This is a genomic window from Ruegeria sp. N7 (assembly GCF_056531345.1).
In genome coordinates this window covers 14,918-33,628 of sequence record NZ_JBQFLR010000007.1, presented here as the reverse complement: position 1 = coordinate 33,628, position 18,711 = coordinate 14,918, and the positions used below count along the sequence as shown (strand labels likewise).

Below are 18,711 nucleotides of genomic sequence, written 5' to 3'. Positions count from 1 at the left end.
CGGCACGTCCTATAGGACAGGATCATGCTGCATGTGCATACTGACGACGATTCCAAGAGGAGAAAGACATGACAGACATCGTATTGCTGGATGGTGCGCGCACCGCGATTGGAACTTTCGGTGGCGCGCTTGCGTCAACCGCCCCCATTGATCTGGCGACGGTGGTCACCGAAGCGGCCTTGGAACGGTCAGGGGTAGAAGGTGCGCAAATCGGGCATGTTGTGTTTGGCCACGTCATCAATACCGAGCCTCGGGACATGTACCTGTCGCGTGTTGCCGCGATGCAGGCCGGGATTCCGAACAGCACCCCTGCGATGAATGTAAACCGTCTGTGTGGCTCGGGCGCACAGGCGATCGTGTCGGCGATGCAGTCCTTGATGCTTGGCGATGCCGATTTCGCTGTGGCAGGTGGCGCAGAAAGCATGTCGCGCAGCCCTTACATTGTTCCACAGGCGCGCTGGGGCGCGAAAATGGGTGATGTCACTTCGCTGGACATGATGCTGGGTGCGTTGAACTGCCCCTTTGGCACAGGGCACATGGGTGTGACGGCCGAGAACGTTGCCGATGAACACCAGATCAGCCGTGAACAGATGGATGACTTCGCCCTGACCAGCCAGACCCGCGCGGCAGCCGCAATTGAAGCCGGATATTTCGAAAGCCAGATCGTGCCCGTTCAGGTGAAGGTTAAGCGCGACATGGTGGATTTCAAAGTTGATGAGCATCCCAAAGCGACAACCGCAGATGCGCTGGCCGGGTTGCGACCAGTGTTCAAGAAAGATGGGCGTGTGACGGCGGGCAATGCCTCGGGCATCAACGATGGCGCGGCGGCGATGGTGCTGGCAACGGCGGAAGCGGCGGAAAAGGCCGGGTTGAAGCCAAAAGCGCGCGTGATCGGATATGCACATGCTGGCGTGCGCCCCGAAGTCATGGGTATTGGCCCGGTACCGGCCGTGCAAAACCTGCTCAGGAAGACGGGTTTGTCGGCGGAAGACTTTGATGTGATCGAAAGCAACGAAGCATTTGCCGCGCAGGCGCTGGCAGTCAACCAGGAGCTTGGGTTGAATGCAGCGAAGGTGAACCCGAATGGAGGTGCGATTGCGCTGGGGCATCCTGTCGGTGCGACGGGCGCCATCATTACCATGAAGACGCTTTATGAGTTGGAGCGCACAGGCGGATCAAAAGGGTTGATCACCATGTGTATTGGTGGCGGTCAGGGGATCGCCATTGCCATCGAGCGGCTCTGATCCGGGTCTGGGCAAAGGGGGGCTGTCTGCCCCCCATCGCGCAAGGCGCGATTCCCCCCGAGGATATTTTTAGCCAGATGAACCTGCGGATCACAATCAGCCGAGTGTAGTGATCAACAGAACTATGGCTGCGCCGGCAACCGCACCGAGAGCGGCGGGTAGGATTTTTGGCAACAGACCCGAGTTTTCCGGTTCTTCTTTGTGCGTCTGTGCAATCAACGCGTTTTCGACCAATGTCGGCAGGCGCGGACCAAAGCGTGCCAGAACCATAGCGGTTTTGGCAAAGTCACGAAGCGTGGCGCGCGGGCCGATGGATTGTTTGATGTAATCTTCGACCACGGGACGGGCAACTTCCCAGATATTGATGTGGTCGTCCAGTGACCGGGCAACGCCTTCAACCACGACCATCGTGCGCTGTAGAAGGATCAGCTCGGTTCGGGTTTCCATGCCAAAACGCTCTGTCACTTCGAACAGATAGCTTAGCAAACGGCCCATCGAAATATGCGAGGCATCCATACCGAAGATGGGCTCACCAACCGCACGCAGGGCGCGGGCGAATTCATCGACGTCCTGGTGTGCAGGAACGTAACCGGCTTCGAAATGCACTTCGGCTACGCGCTTGTAGTCGCGGCGGATGAAACCGAACAGAATCTCGGCGTAGACCCGGCGCGTGTATTCGTCGATATGGCCCATGATACCGTAATCATAAGCGATGATATCACCGTTGGCGGCGACCTTGAGGTTGCCCTGATGCATATCGGCGTGGAAATAGCCGTCGCGCAGGGCGTGAAGAAGGAACAGGCGCAGCACACGTTCCGCCAGATCACGGCGGTTGTGGCCGGCGGCATCGAGCGCGTCGTTTTCACCCAATGGAATACCGTCGGCCCAGCTGAGTGTCATCACGCGTCGTGCCGACAGTGACCACAATACGGGCGGCAGCCAGAACCCTGTGTCGTCTTTTGTGTTGGCCGCGTATTCCGAGGCAGCAGCGCTTTCCAGACGCAGGTCCAGTTCACCCCGTACAACGCCATCGAAATGTTCAATGACCTCCATCGGGCGCAATCGGCGGGCACCGGGCGCAAACAAATCGACGATGCGGGCGGCGAAGTAGAACGCATCTACATCCTTGCGAAAGGCGCGTTCGATATTGGGACGCAGGACTTTGACGGCCACGTCTTCTCCGGTGCTCGCAAGCTTGGCCTTGTGGACCTGTGCGATCGAAGCGGCAGCTATGGGTTCACTGAATTCGCTGAATATCTCGGCAACAGGTTGCCCCAGTTCCCTTTCTACTTCGGCCAAAGCCTCGGCTTTTGAGAACGGCGGCAGTTTGTCTTGCAAAACACGAAGTTGCACAGCCAGTTCATCGCCTACAACATCCGGGCGTGTCGAAAGCACCTGACCAAACTTGATGTAGGCCGGGCCCAGTGCGGTGAGCGCACGTGTTGCAGGCGGCATCTTTGGGTCGCCCTTGTAACCCAGCCACCAAAACGGTTTGCCTAGAGCGTGGGCAAGAAATCGAATAGCCCGTGGCGCCTCGAACGCGTCGAGGACCACATTCATGGCACCGGTGCGCTCAAGCGTGGCGCCCGTTCGGATCAGGCGGATGATGTTGTGGGGACCGCGCATGCGTCAGATCTTCCAGCCGGAATGCAGCGCGGCGATACCCATGCTGAGATTGCGGAATTTCGCGTTTTCGAAGCCAGCGGTTCGGACCATGTTCAGGAAGGTTTCCTGATCGGGGAACTTGCGGATCGACTCCACCAGATACTGATAGCTGTCGTAATCATTCGCGATCAGCTTTCCCATGCGCGGGATGACATTGAAGCTGTAGAGGTCATAGAGCTTTTGCAGCCCTTCATTGGGCAGTTGGCTGAATTCAAGCACCATCAGGCGGCCACCGGGTTTCAGCACGCGAAAGGCTTCGTTCAGGGCCTCTTGCGGGCGGGTCACGTTCCGGATGCCGAACGAGATCGTGTAGACATCAAAGGTGTTGTCTTCGAACGGCAGGGCCATAGCGTCGCCCACCACCCAGTTCAGGCTGTCGGCCATCTGGTCGGCTTCGGCGCGTTGCCGTCCTTCGACCAGCATGGGTTCTGTCAGATCAAGAACCGTGGCATGGCCATAGCCTGCGCGTTTCAGAAAGCGAAAGGAAATGTCACCGGTTCCGCCTGCAACATCCAGCAAACGCTGACCGGGGCGTGGCGCCAACCAGTCCATCATCGCATCTTTCCAGACCCGGTGGATACCCATCGACATGACATCGTTCATCACGTCATATTTCGAGGCGACCGAGTTGAACACGCCCTGCACGCGCCCGGCCTTGTCAGCCTCGCGTACGGTTTCGAACCCGAAATGAGTGGTGTTGTCGCTGTTGTCGGACATAAGCCTTGCCGTTTGTCGAATTTCGCTTCTGTTATAGGGCTCTGGAAGCGGGGTACAATGCGGCCCTTTGGAATAGGAGCCCTGTAATGCCAGAATTGCCCGAGGTCGAGACAGTAAGACGGGGTCTTGTTCCCGCGATGGAGGGCATAGTGATAGAACGCGCCGATGTGAACCGCCCGGATCTGCGCTGGCCATTTCCCGAACGCATGGCAGAACGGCTGACCGGGCAGCGGGTGGATCGGTTAAGGCGGCGATCAAAATACATCCTGGCCGATCTCAGCAGTGGCGAGACCTTGTTGATACATCTGGGGATGTCGGGGCGAATGACGGTGTCAGGGGACCCACTGGGTCATTTCCTGCGCGAACATCCTGCCGTTGAGAAACATGACCATGTTGTTATTCACATGGCCAACGGGGCGCGTATCACCTTTAACGACCCACGCCGGTTCGGGGCGATGGACCTACTGCCCACAGCCACGGCCGAAGATCACAAGCTTCTGGCGGTTCTGGGACCAGAGCCCTTGGGTAATGATTTCCATGAGCAACACCTGATTGAAGCATTTAAAGGCAGGAATACCCCTGTCAAATCAGCTCTGCTGGATCAGGGAATCGTTGCCGGATTGGGGAATATCTATGTTTGCGAGGCGCTTTATCGCGGCAAGGTGTCGCCACGTCGCAAAGCAGGGCAAATATCTGCGGCACGTGTCGCATCGCTGGTTCCCATCATTCGGAGGGTGTTGCAGGACGCGATCGAAGCAGGCGGATCATCCCTGCGGGATTTCCGCCAAGCTGATGGAGAACTTGGATATTTTCAGCACAGCTTTGATGTCTACGGTCGCGAAGGAAAGCCCTGCCGCACCGAAGGTTGCACTGGTCTGATCCAGAGAATCACCCAGTCCGGTCGCTCATCCTTCTACTGTGCGCAATGCCAAAGATAGCTTGATCCAGAGAATTCGCGTGGTAAGGACTCGTAACTGAACGGAACAACCGGAAGCTTTTTTCTCATGGCTTTTGAGACGATCATCGTCGAAATCGAAGACCACGTCGCCCTAATCAAACTCGACAGACCGGATGCGTTGAATGCGCTGAACTCCCAGTTGCTGGGTGAGTTGTGTACCGCGCTGGAAGAGGCAGACAGCAACGACAAGGTGCGTTGCATCGTCATCACCGGATCGGACAAGGCCTTTGCCGCAGGCGCGGACATCAGGGAAATGTCCGAGATGAGCTTTGTCGATGTCTACACCACCAATCTTTTTGCTGATGCAAACAACCGGGTTTTGGCGATTCGCAAACCGATCATCGCCGCGGTTGCGGGCTATGCTCTGGGTGGGGGATGCGAGTTGGCAATGCTTTGCGATTTCATCATTGCTGCGGACACTGCAAAATTCGGCCAGCCTGAAATCAACCTTGGCGTCATAGCCGGGTTGGGCGGCACCCAGCGTTTGACGCGCTTTGTCGGCAAGTCCAAGGCGATGGACATGAACCTGACTGGTCGGTTTATGGACGCGGACGAAGCCGAGCGCGCTGGTTTGGTCAGCCGGGTCGTACCGGCCAAGAAGCTGATCGAGGAAGCCGTTGGTGCGGCGCAAAAAATAGCCGAGAAATCGGCATTGACGGCGGCGGCGGCAAAAGAAGCGGTCAATCGCAGTTACGAGCTTCCGCTGAGTGAAGGAATGCTGTTTGAGCGTCGCGTCTTCCATTCCATGTTTGCCACCGAGGACCAGAAAGAGGGCATGGCGGCGTTTCTTGAAAAGCGGGCTGCGCAGTTTCGCGACAAGTAAAACGCAAGAGACTAATGAACGGCGGGCTATGCCCGCCTTTTCTTTACCCGGTTTGTGAGCCCCAAGAATCGGCTTGGCAATCCTTGAAATGTTCGGTATTGAGCGCCGCAATACATGCGCGTGCGGCCCGCTTGGCCCGACTCACACTCGTGATTTCTGATCCGGTGCGGATATATCCGTGGCGCGCAACCCTTGATAACCGTACCGAACGAAGGTCAGAGATACATGGCAAATTCGCCCCAGGCAAAGAAACGCGCCCGTCAGAACGAGAAGCGTTTCGCTGTTAACAAAGCGCGTCGTTCGCGCATCCGCACCTATCTGCGTAAAGTCGAAGAAGCGATTGCATCCGGTGACAAAGATGCGGCAACCGCAGCACTGCGCGCCGCCCAGCCTGAGCTGATGCGCGGCGTCACCAAAGGCGTGTTCCACAAGAACACTGCCGCGCGTAAAATGTCGCGCCTGTCGGCCCGGGTCAAAGCTCTGGGCTAAAGCCCGCGGGTTACCTTAGGTCAAGTCAGCAAGGCTGAACTAATGTCAAAGGCGCTGCGCATTGCGGCGCCTTTTTTCGTGTTGCCGGAATACCGCGCCTTCACGAAACCGAGAGATTCTTTCGACCAAAGACCCGAGTCAATATCAGAGTTTCGTTGCCGCGCCCCATTTCAAGTTGCTACCACTGATGTCAGCGATTCACTCGCTTGGGGGGACAGGCTGTTTACTCGATCGGACTGACGGGCATCAGATCGATCAGGAAACATTCGTCGACGACTGGCGCAAGCTGGGCTGCCGATTTGCCGCGAAGTCCGGGTTATCCGGGATTCTCGGCCCTGTCTGAAAATTGAGATTGTGACGTGCAGCCCGAGTTTCGGGACGCTCATTTTTTGTTGAGCGTCGAAAATCCGGGTGCACCGAACTTTCAGGGGCAATCCCGCCAAACCGTTAGGTTTGGCGATAGGTTCCCTTTGGGCGTGTGAATACAAGACCGGGCAACCGGCTTCGTATGATAAGGCCGACAGGCCAATAAGAATGGGATGCGTGAGGCGCTGAATGACACAAGAGAAATGGGGACTACTGCGTAACAAATTGCTGAAGGCTGTCGGTCGGAATAATTTCACCACTTGGATCGAGCCTCTGGAATTTAAAGAGCTGCAGGATGGTGTGGCGGTTTTTTCCGTGCCAACGAACTTTATGGGGAATTACGTCAGCCAGAATTTTGCGGACCTTATCTTGTACGAGCTGAATACGGCTGGGGAAACCGTTCAGCGTCTGGATTTCCGTGTTGCCGCCAACTCGCCCGCACGCCCCAAGCCCGCAGCCAAGGTGGTCGCCGAAACTCGGCCAGAGCCGGTACCCACAGTCGCTACGGATAGTGCGCAGAACGCTTTGGAGTCGTTGCAGGCCGCGCCGCTGGATTCGCGTTTCACCTTTGACAGTTTCGTGGTGGGCAAACCCAACGAGCTGGCCCATGCTGCCGCGCGCCGCGTGTCCGAAGGTGGCCCGGTCACATTCAACCCGCTTGTTCTGTACGGCGGAGTGGGTCTGGGTAAGACCCACCTGATGCACGCCATTGCCTGGGAGCTGAAAACCAAGCATCCGGAACTGAATGTCCTGTACCTGTCAGCCGAACAGTTCATGTATCGCTTCGTGCAGGCCCTGCGGGAACGCCGGATGATGGATTTCAAGCATTTGTTCCGTTCGGTCGATGTGCTGATGGTCGACGACGTGCAGTTCATTGCCGGAAAGGATTCTACTCAGGAAGAGTTTTTCCATACGTTCAACGCGCTGGTGGATCAGAACAAGCAGATCATCATTTCGGCCGACCGCGCCCCGGGCGAAATCAAGGATCTGGAAGATCGTGTAAAGTCGCGCCTGCAATGTGGTCTGGTCGTTGACCTGCATCCGACCGACTATGAATTGCGCCTGGGCATTCTGCAAAACAAGGTCCAGCAATACAGCAGCTCCTATCCTGATCTGACGATTGCGGATGGCGTTCTTGAGTTTCTGGCCCATCGAATCTCAACCAATGTCCGCGTGCTGGAAGGTGCTCTGACACGTCTGTTTGCCTTTGCCTCGCTGGTTGGGCGCGAGATCGACATGGAGCTGACGCAGGATTGTCTGGCAGATGTCCTGCGCGCATCCGAGCGCAAGATCACGGTTGAAGAAATCCAGCGGAAAGTATCCGAATACTACAACATCCGCATGTCCGATATCATCGGTCCCAAGCGCCTGCGATCCTACGCGCGCCCCCGTCAGGTGGCGATGTATCTTTGCAAGCAGCTGACCAGCCGATCGCTGCCAGAGATCGGCCGTCGGTTCGGCGGGCGCGACCACACCACGGTCATGCATGGCGTCAAGCGCATTGAAGAGCTGAAACTGACCGATGGCCAGATCGCTGAAGACGTGGAAATGCTACGCAGGTCTCTCGAAGCCTGAACCGGGCCAGCAGCGCTAAGGAACGCTTCGGGCCTCTGTTCCGGGGCGTTTTTTGTGCGTAATAATCCACGGTTGCACCAGAACTGAGGCCCGTTGGGCACGCCGCACTTGACGGTTGCTGCATTCCAACCCAGAAATCCGTAAAAAATCCTTGTGCCTCGGGGTGGAACCGCTAACGTGCCAGTCCCGCCCATGTCGGTACGCAAGTCAGAGGAATTGAGGGTATGAAGATCAGCATTGAACGCGGCACCCTTCTTAAGGCCGTTTCGCAGGCCCAGTCCGTTGTAGAACGTCGCAATACCATTCCCATACTTGCCAATGTCCTGATCGAGGCCGAAGGCGATCAGGTCCAGTTCCGTGCCACCGATCTGGATATCGAAGTGGTCGATAAGGCACCCGCACAGGTCGAAAAGGCAGGCGCGACGACCGTTGCGGCAACAACCCTGCATGAGATTGTGCGCAAACTGCCCGACGGTGCGCTGGTGACACTGACTGCTGACAGCGCCGCTGGACGGCTGACAGTTGAAGCGGGGCGGTCGAATTTTTCGCTGGCGACACTGCCGAAGGAAGATTTTCCGGTGATGGCATCGTCTGAGTATCAATCGAATTTCACCGCTTCGGCGGCATTGCTTCGCCGGTTGTTTGACAAGTCGAAATTCGCCATCTCGACCGAAGAGACCCGGTACTATCTGAACGGTGTCTACATGCATGTGGCAGATGGGTCCGAGGGTGGAAAAGTGTTGCGTTGTGTGGCCACCGATGGCCACCGGCTTGCGAGGATCGACGCAGATTTGCCGGATGGCGCGGCGGATATGCCGGGCGTGATCGTGCCCCGCAAAACAGTGGGCGAGTTGCGCAAGCTGCTGGATGACGACGAGATGGATATCGCCGTTTCGGTCAGTGAAACCAAGGTACGCTTTGCCACGCCGGATATCACGCTGACGTCGAAGGTTATTGACGGCACCTTCCCCGACTACACACGCGTTATCCCGCAAGGAAACACCCGCAAGCTTGAAGTGGATGCTGCTGAATTCGCGCAGGCCGTGGATCGCGTGGCAACTGTTTCGTCGGAGCGGTCGCGGGCAGTGAAGCTGCAATTGGAAGGCGACAAGCTGATCTTGTCGGTGAATGCACCCGACAGTGGCGCCGCCGAGGAAGAATTGGCTGTCGCTTACGGGGATGAGCGGTTGGAGATCGGGTTCAACGCCAAATACCTGTTGGAGATTGCGTCTCAGGTGGATCGTGAGAATGCAGTTTTCCTGTTCAACTCGGCTGGTGACCCGACATTGATGCGTGAAGGCAACGACTTGAGTGCTGTATACGTCGTCATGCCGATGCGCGTCTGATCGCGCGGACGCGCGATGCCTCCGGCGGGAGTATTTTTGAAAAGATGAAGGGAGGGGTCATGGGATTGGCCCTGACCGAGCTTACGGTCTCGCATTTTCGATCTCATAAGCTGGCGCGGTTGTCTCTGGACGGACGTCCCGTTGCTATTCACGGGCCAAATGGGGCCGGGAAGACCAATCTTCTTGAAGCGGTGTCGTTGTTTTCACCCGGTCGCGGAATGCGGCGGGCGAGTGCAGCCGAGATGACCCGACGGCCCGAGGCGTTGGGTTGGAAACTGTCTGGGTTGCTGGACGCTCAGGGGCAGCGGTTTGAGATCGAAACCTGGTCCGAGGGCGGTGCAGCGCGACAGGTGCGAATTGATGGCAAGTCGGCGACGCAGATCGATCTGGGGAAACTTGCGCGAGTTGTCTGGCTGACCCCGTCAATGGACCGTCTGTGGATTGAAGGGGCGGAAGGGCGTCGGCGGTTTCTGGACCGTATCGCGCTGAGTTTTGACCCAGCCCACGCTGAAGCATCGCTGATCTATGAAAAAGCGATGCGCGAACGTAACCGTTTGCTGAAAGAGCAGATCAGGGATGCGCATTGGTACGCCGCGCTTGAAGGGCAGTTGGCCGAGACAGGGCACCGCATCCATACCGCGCGGTTGAGGTCGCTGGATCTTCTGCGGGCAGCGCAGGACAGGGCGGAAACGGTCTTTCCTTCGGCCGAGCTGGAGTTGGTGCAAACCGAAGGCGCAATGCCCGAGACGGCGGAAGATTTGCGAGACGCGTTGGGCGAGAGCCGGTTTAGGGATCTGGCAGCGGGCCGGACCCTGGTGGGGCCGCATCGGTCCGACCTGTATGGTGTGTTCGCGGCCAAGGGCGTGCCGGCAAGGGAGTGTTCCACTGGTGAGCAGAAAGCGCTCTTGGTGTCGCTGATCCTGTCCAATGCGCGGGCGCTGGCGGCAATGCTGGGCGCACCTCCGATCGTTCTGCTGGATGAAGTGGCCGCGCATCTGGATGCTGGGCGGCGTGCAGCGCTTTATGACGAGATTTGCGCGCTGGGCGCTCAGGCCTGGATGACCGGTACCGGGCCTGAACTGTTTGCGGAAATGGGTGACCGGGCCCAGACGCTGATCGTTACCGAAAGCGATGAGGGTTCGGTCGTGACTGCTTAGGCCGGTTCGCTGACTTTACGTTCCCACAGAAAGCCGCGCATAACCTCGTCCACCGGGGTTTTGGCCATGTGGTTGATGTAGTTCGACATGGTTTTCTGGGCCAGACCCAGCACGACATCCAGAACCGCGCGATGGGAATAACCCGCATCAAAGAACGCCTGAAGCTGATCTTCGGTCGGGTTGCCGCGGGTTTCCATCACTTCTAGGGTGAAGGTGCGCAGTGCTTCGAGCTTGGCTGAAGGCAGCGGGGTTTCATTGCGCAGGGCGTCCGAGATCTCATCCGATATCTTCATCATCTTGGCGATACCTGTGTGGGCGGGCACGCAGTAGTGGCACTCGTTTTCAACATTGATGGTCTGCCAGACGACGGTTTTCTCATCATTGTCGAAATCGGTTTTCAGGAACAGGCCGTGCAAAATCTGGTAGCCTTCCAGATGTTGAGGGCTTTCGGCCATGACCCTATGCAGGCCGGGCAAGCGACCAAAAGCGGCCTGAGACTTTTGCAGCAGCGGTTTGGATGCTTCAGGCGCGGTTTCGAGGTCGTGAGACGGGAAATTGGCCATGTCGGAACTCCTGTTTCTGGCGCGATGGGTCGTATTTAGGGTTTCTTGAGTGATCGCTCAAGTATATATTTGAGTGAACGTTCAAGAATTGGTGATGCTGATGCCCCGCAAACCCGCATACGATCGTGACGTGTTGATCGCGAAGGCGAAGGATATCTTCTGGCGTCAGGGCTGGGCTGGTACATCGCTGAAGGATCTGGAGCGGGAACTGAAGCTGAAGCCCGGCAGTTTTTATGCGGCGTTCGGGTCGAAAGATGCGCTCTATGCGCTGACGCTGGAAAGCTATACGCAAGAAGGTTTGGCGCGCCTAAAGGCCCTGGCTGAGAGACTGGGTCCGAAGGAGGCGCTGAAAGCACAGCCCCGATTGGTGATCGAAGCAGCCGAGACCCCGGCAAAGGCCTGCATGTTGGCAAAGACATATGCCGAGTTGAAGGCGAAGGATCATGACCTTGCGGATCAGGCGGCGCATTACATGGCGGAAATGAAAGACTGTTTCGCTGATCTGTTTCGCAAGGCTCAGGATGCCGGTGAAATCGGGGCGGGACGTGATCCGGATCGTTTGGCGGCCAGGTATCAGTCAGACATTCTGGGGCTGCGCTTGTCCGCTGAACGCACAGACGTTGATGCGGCGCAAATTGCAGCGGATATCGCGTCTGATATCGATCGTTTGTGAGCCCCTCTCGGGGCGGCAAAAAACGATCCGGAAAACCACAAAATATTGGGGGATGGCGTGACAATCCCTACCAGAAAACGTATAAGTTACCAAAATAATATAGGTACTGACTGAATGTCCGAAGACGCACAGGCCCCTCAAGAATACGGCGCAGATTCTATCAAGGTTCTCAAAGGCTTGGAGGCAGTTCGCAAACGCCCCGGCATGTATATCGGGGACACGGATGATGGCTCGGGTCTGCACCATATGGTGTATGAGGTTGTCGACAACGGGATTGACGAGGCTCTGGCGGGTCATGCTGACCATGTGACGGTGAAAATTCACGCCGATTCCAGTGTTTCGGTCAGCGACAATGGGCGTGGTATTCCGGTGGACATCCACCCGGAAGAAGGCGTGTCGGCGGCCGAGGTCATCATGACCCAACTGCATGCCGGCGGAAAATTCGACAGCAATTCGTACAAGGTGTCGGGCGGCCTGCACGGTGTGGGTGTTTCCGTGGTGAACGCGCTTTCGGATTGGTTGGAACTGCGTGTCTGGCGCAATGGCAAAGAGCATGTCGCGCGGTTTGAAGGTGGCGAAACCGCTGAGCACCTGAAGGTTGTCGGTGAATGCGGAGACCGGACAGGAACAGAAGTGCGGTTTCTGGCTTCGACCGATACATTCTCGAACCTCGAATACTCATTCGAGACATTGGAAAAACGCCTGCGCGAACTGGCTTTCCTGAATTCGGGCGTTCGGATCATCCTGATTGACGAGCGTCCGGCGGAACGGCTGGAAACCGAGTTGTTCTATGAAGGTGGGGTCAAGGAATTCGTTAAGTATCTCGACCGGTCCAAAACCCCCGCCATGTCCGAGCCGATCTATATCAAGGGCGAGCGCGACGATATCGGCGTGGAAATCGCAATGTGGTGGAACGACAGCTATCACGAATCTGTCCTGCCATTCACCAACAATATACCTCAGCGCGATGGCGGTACCCATGTGGCGGGTTTCCGAGGTGCCCTGACCCGGACGATCAACAACTACGCGCAGTCCAGCGGGATCGCGAAAAAGGAAAAGGTCAGCTTTACCGGTGATGACGCGCGCGAAGGTCTGACCTGTGTGCTGTCGGTCAAAGTGCCTGATCCGAAATTCTCGTCACAGACCAAAGACAAGCTGGTCAGTTCCGAGGTTCGTCCGGCGGTTGAGGGTCTGATGAACGAAAAACTTGCCGAGTGGTTTGAAGAAAACCCGACCGAGGCCAAGGCGATCGTCGGCAAGATCATCGAGGCTGCGCTGGCACGCGAGGCCGCGCGCAAGGCGCGTGAACTGACCCGCCGCAAAACGGCGATGGATGTGAACTATCTGGCGGGCAAGCTGAAGGATTGTTCCGAAAAGGACCCCTCCAAAACCGAAGTCTTCCTTGTTGAGGGCGATTCAGCCGGAGGGTCGGCGCAAACGGGCCGTGACCGGCTGACTCAGGCGGTTCTGCCGCTGCGCGGTAAGATCCTGAACGTGGAACGCGCGCGGTTTGACCGGATGTTGTCCTCGCAGGAGATTGGCAATCTTGTCATGGCGCTGGGCACGGGTATTGGCCGCGATGAGTTCAACATCGAAAAGCTGCGTTACCACAAGATTGTCATCATGACTGACGCGGATGTGGACGGTGCGCACATCCGGACCCTGCTGCTGACGTTCTTCTACCGGCAAATGCCTGAGCTGATCGAAGGTGGGTATCTCTATATCGCGCAGCCGCCACTTTATAAGGTTTCGCGCGGTAAATCAGAGGTTTATCTGAAAGATCAGGCGGCGCTGGACGATTATCTCGTCAATCAGGGGATCGAGGGTGCCGTGCTGAAACTGGGATCGGGCGAAGAGATCATTGGTCAGGATCTGGCCCGCGTGGTGGACGAAGCGCGACAGTTGAAGCGTGTTCTGGACGCCTTCCCGACACACTACCCGCGCCACATTCTGGAACAGGCAGCCGTTGCCGGTGCCTTTGTGCCGGGTGCGGTGGACGCCGACCTGCAAGGGGTGGCTGACAAGGTTGCCGCCCGTCTGGATCTGATCGCGTTGGAGTATGAGCGTGGCTGGCAGGGCCGGATCACGCAGGATCACGGAATTCGCCTGGCCCGCATTCTGCGTGGTGTCGAAGAGGTTCGCACCTTGGACGGCCCGATGCTGCGGTCGGGGGAGGCCCGCAAAACAGGCAGCTTCACGCAAAGCCTGCAAGAGGTCTACAACACATCGGCCACGTTGATCCGCCGTGATCGTAGCCAATTGATCCACGGTCCGCTGGACCTGTTGCGCGCCATTCTGGAAGAAGGGGAAAAGGGCCTGTCCCTGCAGCGCTACAAAGGTCTGGGAGAGATGAACCCCGACCAGCTTTGGGAAACAACTTTGGACCCGGATGCACGCACGCTGCTTCAAGTGCGCGTAGACGATATGGTGGAAGCCGACGATCTGTTCACCAAGCTAATGGGTGATGTTGTCGAACCTCGTCGGGAATTTATCCAGAAAAACGCTTTGAGCGTCGAGAATCTGGATTTCTGACGGTGTAAAGACCAACGTGCTACCTGTTTGGGGCTGAAGTCGATCTGTGCAATTGCTGATCGAGCGATGTGCATCTTGGATGGCACTGGCCATGCTTCAGCGTGCGGGCTCTGACCTATCAGTCGACGTAACGAAACTGTGGTAAAGCCTGCTCGGTTGCTTCTAACCTTTGCCGGGCGAGGTAGCGGCAGGAATGGTTGCGGCGGATGTTCAGCAAAGTACTAAAAATGACCGGCAGTGCGGTGGTTCTGGGCGGGGTAGCTTTGATTGGCTACCTTTGGTTCGCACCCCCGGATCTTTTGAAGGTGGGAACCAACTACTCTGCCAAGATTGTCTGTTCGAACGTTTTCATTGCTGGACGGGATCCTGACGAAGTTCTGGCTGTGGACGTGCAAGCACCCGGCCACCCTCTGCTGGGGCAAATCTCAATAGAGGTGGATCGGGAAGCGCAGACTGTGAAAGCGCGGATCTTCCGGTTTTTTGCGCCCGCGACATCGCAGTTTCGTCAGGGGCTTGGCTGCACAAATGTTCATGAGGCTGATCTGAGCAACCAGACACTTTCAGCGCCTGATCCGCTGCCAGCAGGACTATGGCCAAACGGGAATGACGTTGCCTTGTCCCAAGACCCGAAGCTTCAGAATGTACTGTCGAATGACAGTTTGGTCGGCGAAGGATTTCGCGCAGTTGTGGTGGTTCGAAAAGGGCGCATCATTGCTGAACGGTACGCAGATGGGTTTGATGCGGATACCCCGTTACTGGGCTGGTCCATGACCAAGACAGTTACGGCCGGGTTGATCGGCACCTTGATTGAAGCGGGTCAAATGAGCTTGTCAGATACGCTTGTCGACAGCTTTCCCGATTGGGCCGACGACGCAAGGCGGGATATTACCGTGGCTGATATGCTGGCGATGACAAGCGGGCTGCAATGGGATGAAGAATACGGGGACGTTTCAGACGTAACACGCATGCTGTATCTTCGTGACGGTATGGCCGAATTTGCTGCCGGGCGCGTTGCTGAATCCAGTATTGGAACGGACTTCAACTACTCCTCGGGCACGTCCACGATGCTGTCGCGTGTTTGGCAGGACAAGTTGGGCGACGGTGGGCTGAGCTATCCGCACAACGCACTATTTGGGCCGATTGGCATGACATCGGTGGTTATCGAGACGGATGTCAGCGATACCTTCATCGGGTCCAGTTATATGTATGCGACGGCGCGTGACTGGGCCCGGTACGGGCAGCTTTTGCTGCAGAAAGGGGTTTGGAGGGGCTCTCGGATATTACCAGAAGGTTATGTGGACTGGATGTTCGAACCGGTTGATGCTTCGGATGGCAAATACGCCAAGGGCCACCTTTGGCTGGAAGCACCCGGAGATTTGCCACCTTTTGAAGATGCGGTCTGGTTGCAGGGGCATGATGGTCAGTCCATCGGTATTTTCCCCTCTCATGATATGGTGATTGTGCGATTGGGATTGACGCCGTCCCGGCTGGGTTACTCATCCTTGCCGCTGGCCAAGGAACTGATTTCCGCAGCAGGAAGCTAGCGTGCCAGGGTGCTGATACCTGTTGGCAGCAACAGACAGATCACGCCTGACAGACAGGTATTTCGACGGATACATCCTCGATCAGGACACAGGGTCGCAGGAGAGTGTCTTGCAAGTTGCGAACATTTAGTATACCGCGGCATACAAAATTAAGGTGCTGGTTTGTTACCCGCCAGCGCACCAGCTAAATGGTCGGAACCGTCATGAGCCTATATACAGAATACCTGAACGAGATCGAGACGCGCAAAGAGCAAGGTTTACACCCCAAACCCATTGAAGACGGTGCGCTGATTCAGGAAATCATCGAACAAATCAAGGATGTGGACAACGTTCACCGCGCCGAGTCTTTGACCTATTTCATCTATAACACGCTGCCGGGGACAACCAGCGCAGCTGGTGAAAAGGCACAGTTCCTGAAAGAGATCATATTGGGTGAAGCCTCGGTCGAAGAAATCTCGCAGGCCTTCGCGTTCGAGCTGCTTTCACATATGAAAGGCGGCCCCTCGGTCGAGGTTCTGCTGGATCTGGCGCTGGGCGATGATGCGTCGATCGCAAATCAGGCGGCAGAGGTGCTGAAAACGCAGGTGTTCCTGTATGATGCGGATACCCAGCGCCTCAAGTCTGCTTTTGAGGCCGGAAACGCGATCGCAAAGGACATTCTGGAAAGCTATGCCAAGGCCGAGTTCTTTACCCGGCTGCCCGACATCGAAGAGGAAATCAAGGTTGTGACCTATGTCGCGGCCGAAGGAGACATTTCCACCGACCTTCTGTCGCCCGGCAATCAGGCGCATTCTCGTGCGGATCGGGAATTGCATGGCAAATGCATGATCACACCGGCGGCGCAGGCCGAGATTCAGGATTTGCAGAAACAACACCCGGACAAACGCGTTATGCTGGTCGCCGAAAAAGGGACCATGGGCGTCGGGTCGTCGCGCATGTCCGGTGTCAACAACGTCGCCTTGTGGACCGGAACGCAAGCCAGCCCTTATGTTCCTTTTGTGAACATCGCACCAGTTGTCGCGGGAACAAACGGAATCTCACCGATCTTCCTGACCACCGTTGGTGTGACCGGAGGTATCGGTATTGACCTGAAGAACTGGGTCAAAAAGCTGGACGATGACGGCAACCCGATTCTGAACAACGACGAAAGTCCTGTCCTTGAACAGAAATACTCGGTCGAGACCGGAACCGTTCTGACCATCAACACAAAGGACAAGAAGCTTTACAATGAAGCAGGCGATAAAGAGCTTGTCGATGTATCGTCGTCCTTCACGCCGCAAAAGGTCGAATTCATCAAGGCTGGCGGCTCTTACGCGATTGTCTTTGGGAAGAAGCTGCAGACATTTGCGGCAGAAACCCTTGGCGTTGCGCTGGAATCTGCATTTGCTCCGTCCAAGGAAATCTCGCACGAGGGTCAGGGCCTGACAGCTGTCGAGAAGATCTTCAACAAAAACGCGGTTGGCGTGGCTGACGGAAAGGTTCTGCACGCGGGTTCGGATGCTCGGGTTAAGGTCAATATCGTTGGGTCGCAAGACACCACCGGCCTGATGACCGCGCAGGAGCTGGAAGCTATGGCGGCGACCGTGATCTCGCCCATCGTTGATGGCGCATATCAGTCCGGGTGCCACACAGCGTCGGTTTGGGACGCAAAGGCGCAGGCGAACATTCCTAAACTGATGAAATTCATGAACAACTTTGGCCTGATCACTGCGCGTGATCCCAAGGGTGTTTACCATTCGATGACAGACGTAATCCACAAGGTGCTGAACGACATCACCGTGGACGACTGGGCCATCATCATTGGCGGCGACTCGCACACCCGCATGTCCAAGGGCGTAGCGTTTGGCGCGGATTCGGGCACCGTTGCGCTGGCGCTGGCCACCGGTGAAGCCACGATGCCGATCCCTGAATCGGTTAAGGTGACCTTCAAAGGCCAGATGGCAGGCCATATGGATTTCCGCGATGTGGTTCACGCCACCCAGTCGCAGATGTTAAAGACATTCGGTGACAATGTCTTCCAGGGCCGGATCATCGAAGTTCATATCGGCACCTTGCTGGCGGATCAGGCGTTTACCTTTACCGACTGGACGGCCGAGATGAAGGCCAAGGCGTCGATCTGTATTTCCGAAGATGACACGCTGATTGAATCTCTGGAAATCGCCAAAGGCCGCATCCAGATCATGATCGACAAGGGTATGGAAAACGAAGCCCAGACGCTGCAAGGTCTGATCGACAAGGCGAATGCGCGGATCGCGGAAATCAGGTCGGGTGAAAAGCCGGCCCTGAAACCTGATGAAAACGCCAAGTATTTTGCCGAACTCGTCGTTGATCTGGATGAGATCGACGAACCGATGATAGCCGATCCTGACGTGAACAATGCTGACGTATCAAAGCGTTACACCCACGACACGATCCGCCCGGTTTCCTACTACAAGGGTGAAAAGAAGGTCGATCTGGGCTTTGTCGGGTCGTGCATGGTGCACAAGGGCGATCTGATTATCGTCTCGCAGATGCTTAAGAACCTTGAAGAGGAACAGGGCACTGTCGAGTTCAAGGCCCCGCTGGTTGTTGCGGCACCAACCTACAACATCATTGATGAGCTGAAAGAAGAAGGCGAGTGGAGCATTCTCCAGAAATACTCGGGCTTTGAATTCGATGATCTGTTCCCGAAAAACAAGGCACGTACGGAATATGAAAATATCCTGTACCTTGAGCGGCCCGGCTGCAACCTTTGCATGGGGAACCAGGAAAAGGCTGCAAAAGGCGATACCGTTCTGGCGACATCCACGCGCCTGTTCCAGGGTCGTGTTGTTGAAGACTCGGATGAGAAAAAGGGTGAGTCCCTGCTTGCGTCGACACCGGTTGTCGTACTCTCGGCCATATTGGGCCGGACCCCAACCGCCGAGGAATACAAGTCGGCGGTAAAGGGGATCGACTTGACCAAGTTCGCGCCGCCGATGGAAAAGCCCGCGACCGCGAAATCGGCTCACTTCTGAAGACGTTTTGTAACTTGTAGGCCCGGTCGCCAATAAGCGGTGGCCGGGCTTTTCCAATTGAAC

Annotated in this window: 14 protein-coding genes; 11 read left to right on the top strand and 3 right to left on the bottom strand. The window is 56.6% G+C overall.

Translation table 11 applies throughout. The features are described from left to right. The first annotated feature begins 68 nt into the window (after positions 1-68). Positions 69-1,244, top strand: a complete 1,176-nt coding sequence (locus ACR0ES_RS10310; protein ID WP_480483941.1) for an acetyl-CoA C-acyltransferase family protein — start codon at positions 69-71, stop codon at positions 1,242-1,244. Positions 1,245-1,340: 96 nt separating this feature from the next. Here ACR0ES_RS10310 and ubiB read toward each other — a convergent pair whose 3' ends face one another. Both ubiB and ubiE read right to left on the bottom strand, forming a co-directional pair. Continuing rightward, positions 1,341-2,870: a 2-polyprenylphenol 6-hydroxylase gene (gene ubiB, locus ACR0ES_RS10305; RefSeq protein ID WP_480870564.1), complete on the bottom strand. Its 1,530-nt coding sequence runs from the start codon at positions 2,868-2,870 to the stop codon at positions 1,341-1,343. 3 nt (positions 2,871-2,873) lie between these two features. Further along, a complete protein-coding gene (ubiE, locus tag ACR0ES_RS10300; protein ID WP_480773994.1) occupies positions 2,874-3,626 on the bottom strand; it encodes a bifunctional demethylmenaquinone methyltransferase/2-methoxy-6-polyprenyl-1,4-benzoquinol methylase UbiE in 753 nt (250 codons plus the stop codon). 86 nt (positions 3,627-3,712) lie between these two features. Here ubiE and mutM point away from each other — a divergent pair, with 86 nt between their 5' ends. The 6 genes from mutM (at position 3,713) to recF (ending at position 10,340) form a co-directional block, all read left to right on the top strand. Then, complete coding sequence (gene mutM / locus ACR0ES_RS10295; protein ID WP_480773995.1) at positions 3,713-4,564, top strand: bifunctional DNA-formamidopyrimidine glycosylase/DNA-(apurinic or apyrimidinic site) lyase; 852 nt, start codon at positions 3,713-3,715, stop codon at positions 4,562-4,564. Between the two features lie 66 nt (positions 4,565-4,630). Beyond that, positions 4,631-5,407, top strand: coding sequence for an enoyl-CoA hydratase (locus tag ACR0ES_RS10290; protein WP_267363125.1), 777 nt, complete (start codon positions 4,631-4,633; stop codon positions 5,405-5,407). A 225-nt stretch (positions 5,408-5,632) separates the two neighbouring features. Further along, on the top strand, positions 5,633-5,896 hold the full coding sequence (gene rpsT / locus ACR0ES_RS10285) for a 30S ribosomal protein S20 (protein ID WP_039541017.1): 264 nt from the start codon (positions 5,633-5,635) through the stop codon (positions 5,894-5,896). A 555-nt stretch (positions 5,897-6,451) separates the two neighbouring features. Continuing rightward, positions 6,452-7,837, top strand: coding sequence for a chromosomal replication initiator protein DnaA (dnaA, locus tag ACR0ES_RS10280; protein WP_209507181.1), 1,386 nt, complete (start codon positions 6,452-6,454; stop codon positions 7,835-7,837). A gap of 224 nt (positions 7,838-8,061) precedes the next feature. After that, a complete protein-coding gene (gene dnaN, locus ACR0ES_RS10275; protein WP_267363127.1) occupies positions 8,062-9,183 on the top strand; it encodes a DNA polymerase III subunit beta in 1,122 nt (373 codons plus the stop codon). A 59-nt stretch (positions 9,184-9,242) separates the two neighbouring features. Next, a complete protein-coding gene (gene recF, locus ACR0ES_RS10270) occupies positions 9,243-10,340 on the top strand; it encodes a DNA replication/repair protein RecF (RefSeq protein WP_480774009.1) in 1,098 nt (365 codons plus the stop codon). Here the strand turns inward: recF and ACR0ES_RS10265 are convergent. Next, on the bottom strand, positions 10,337-10,903 hold the full coding sequence (locus ACR0ES_RS10265) for a carboxymuconolactone decarboxylase family protein (RefSeq protein WP_480773996.1): 567 nt from the start codon (positions 10,901-10,903) through the stop codon (positions 10,337-10,339). The two genes, recF and ACR0ES_RS10265, sit on opposite strands and share 4 nt — an antisense overlap. A 100-nt stretch (positions 10,904-11,003) precedes the next feature. Here ACR0ES_RS10265 and ACR0ES_RS10260 point away from each other — a divergent pair, with 100 nt between their 5' ends. The 4 genes from ACR0ES_RS10260 (at position 11,004) to ACR0ES_RS10245 (ending at position 18,648) form a co-directional block, all read left to right on the top strand. Next, entirely contained in the window at positions 11,004-11,576 is a 573-nt protein-coding gene (locus ACR0ES_RS10260) for a TetR/AcrR family transcriptional regulator (RefSeq protein ID WP_480488096.1), read from the top strand. 114 nt (positions 11,577-11,690) lie between these two features. Next, on the top strand, positions 11,691-14,108 hold the full coding sequence (gene gyrB, locus ACR0ES_RS10255; RefSeq protein WP_480539388.1) for a DNA topoisomerase (ATP-hydrolyzing) subunit B: 2,418 nt from the start codon (positions 11,691-11,693) through the stop codon (positions 14,106-14,108). Positions 14,109-14,335: 227 nt separating this feature from the next. Next, entirely contained in the window at positions 14,336-15,652 is a 1,317-nt protein-coding gene (locus ACR0ES_RS10250) for a serine hydrolase domain-containing protein (RefSeq protein WP_480870561.1), read from the top strand. 203 nt (positions 15,653-15,855) lie between these two features. Beyond that, entirely contained in the window at positions 15,856-18,648 is a 2,793-nt protein-coding gene (locus ACR0ES_RS10245) for a bifunctional aconitate hydratase 2/2-methylisocitrate dehydratase (RefSeq protein ID WP_480870559.1), read from the top strand. Positions 18,649-18,711 lie beyond the last annotated feature (63 nt).

Excerpts from the sequence above, each read along its gene's own strand:
- ACR0ES_RS10310 (WP_480483941.1), top strand. The coding sequence starts at position 69 with ATGACAGACATCGTATTGCTGGATGGTGCGCGCACCGCGATTGGAACT.
- ubiB (WP_480870564.1), bottom strand. The coding sequence starts at position 2,870 with ATGCGCGGTCCCCACAACATCATCCGCCTGATCCGAACGGGCGCCACG.
- ubiE (WP_480773994.1), bottom strand. The coding sequence starts at position 3,626 with ATGTCCGACAACAGCGACAACACCACTCATTTCGGGTTCGAAACCGTA.
- mutM (WP_480773995.1), top strand. The coding sequence starts at position 3,713 with ATGCCAGAATTGCCCGAGGTCGAGACAGTAAGACGGGGTCTTGTTCCC.
- ACR0ES_RS10290 (WP_267363125.1), top strand. The coding sequence starts at position 4,631 with ATGGCTTTTGAGACGATCATCGTCGAAATCGAAGACCACGTCGCCCTA.
- rpsT (WP_039541017.1), top strand. The coding sequence starts at position 5,633 with ATGGCAAATTCGCCCCAGGCAAAGAAACGCGCCCGTCAGAACGAGAAG.
- dnaA (WP_209507181.1), top strand. The coding sequence starts at position 6,452 with ATGACACAAGAGAAATGGGGACTACTGCGTAACAAATTGCTGAAGGCT.
- dnaN (WP_267363127.1), top strand. The coding sequence starts at position 8,062 with ATGAAGATCAGCATTGAACGCGGCACCCTTCTTAAGGCCGTTTCGCAG.
- recF (WP_480774009.1), top strand. The coding sequence starts at position 9,243 with ATGGGATTGGCCCTGACCGAGCTTACGGTCTCGCATTTTCGATCTCAT.
- ACR0ES_RS10265 (WP_480773996.1), bottom strand. The coding sequence starts at position 10,903 with ATGGCCAATTTCCCGTCTCACGACCTCGAAACCGCGCCTGAAGCATCC.
- ACR0ES_RS10260 (WP_480488096.1), top strand. The coding sequence starts at position 11,004 with ATGCCCCGCAAACCCGCATACGATCGTGACGTGTTGATCGCGAAGGCG.
- gyrB (WP_480539388.1), top strand. The coding sequence starts at position 11,691 with ATGTCCGAAGACGCACAGGCCCCTCAAGAATACGGCGCAGATTCTATC.
- ACR0ES_RS10250 (WP_480870561.1), top strand. The coding sequence starts at position 14,336 with ATGACCGGCAGTGCGGTGGTTCTGGGCGGGGTAGCTTTGATTGGCTAC.
- ACR0ES_RS10245 (WP_480870559.1), top strand. The coding sequence starts at position 15,856 with ATGAGCCTATATACAGAATACCTGAACGAGATCGAGACGCGCAAAGAG.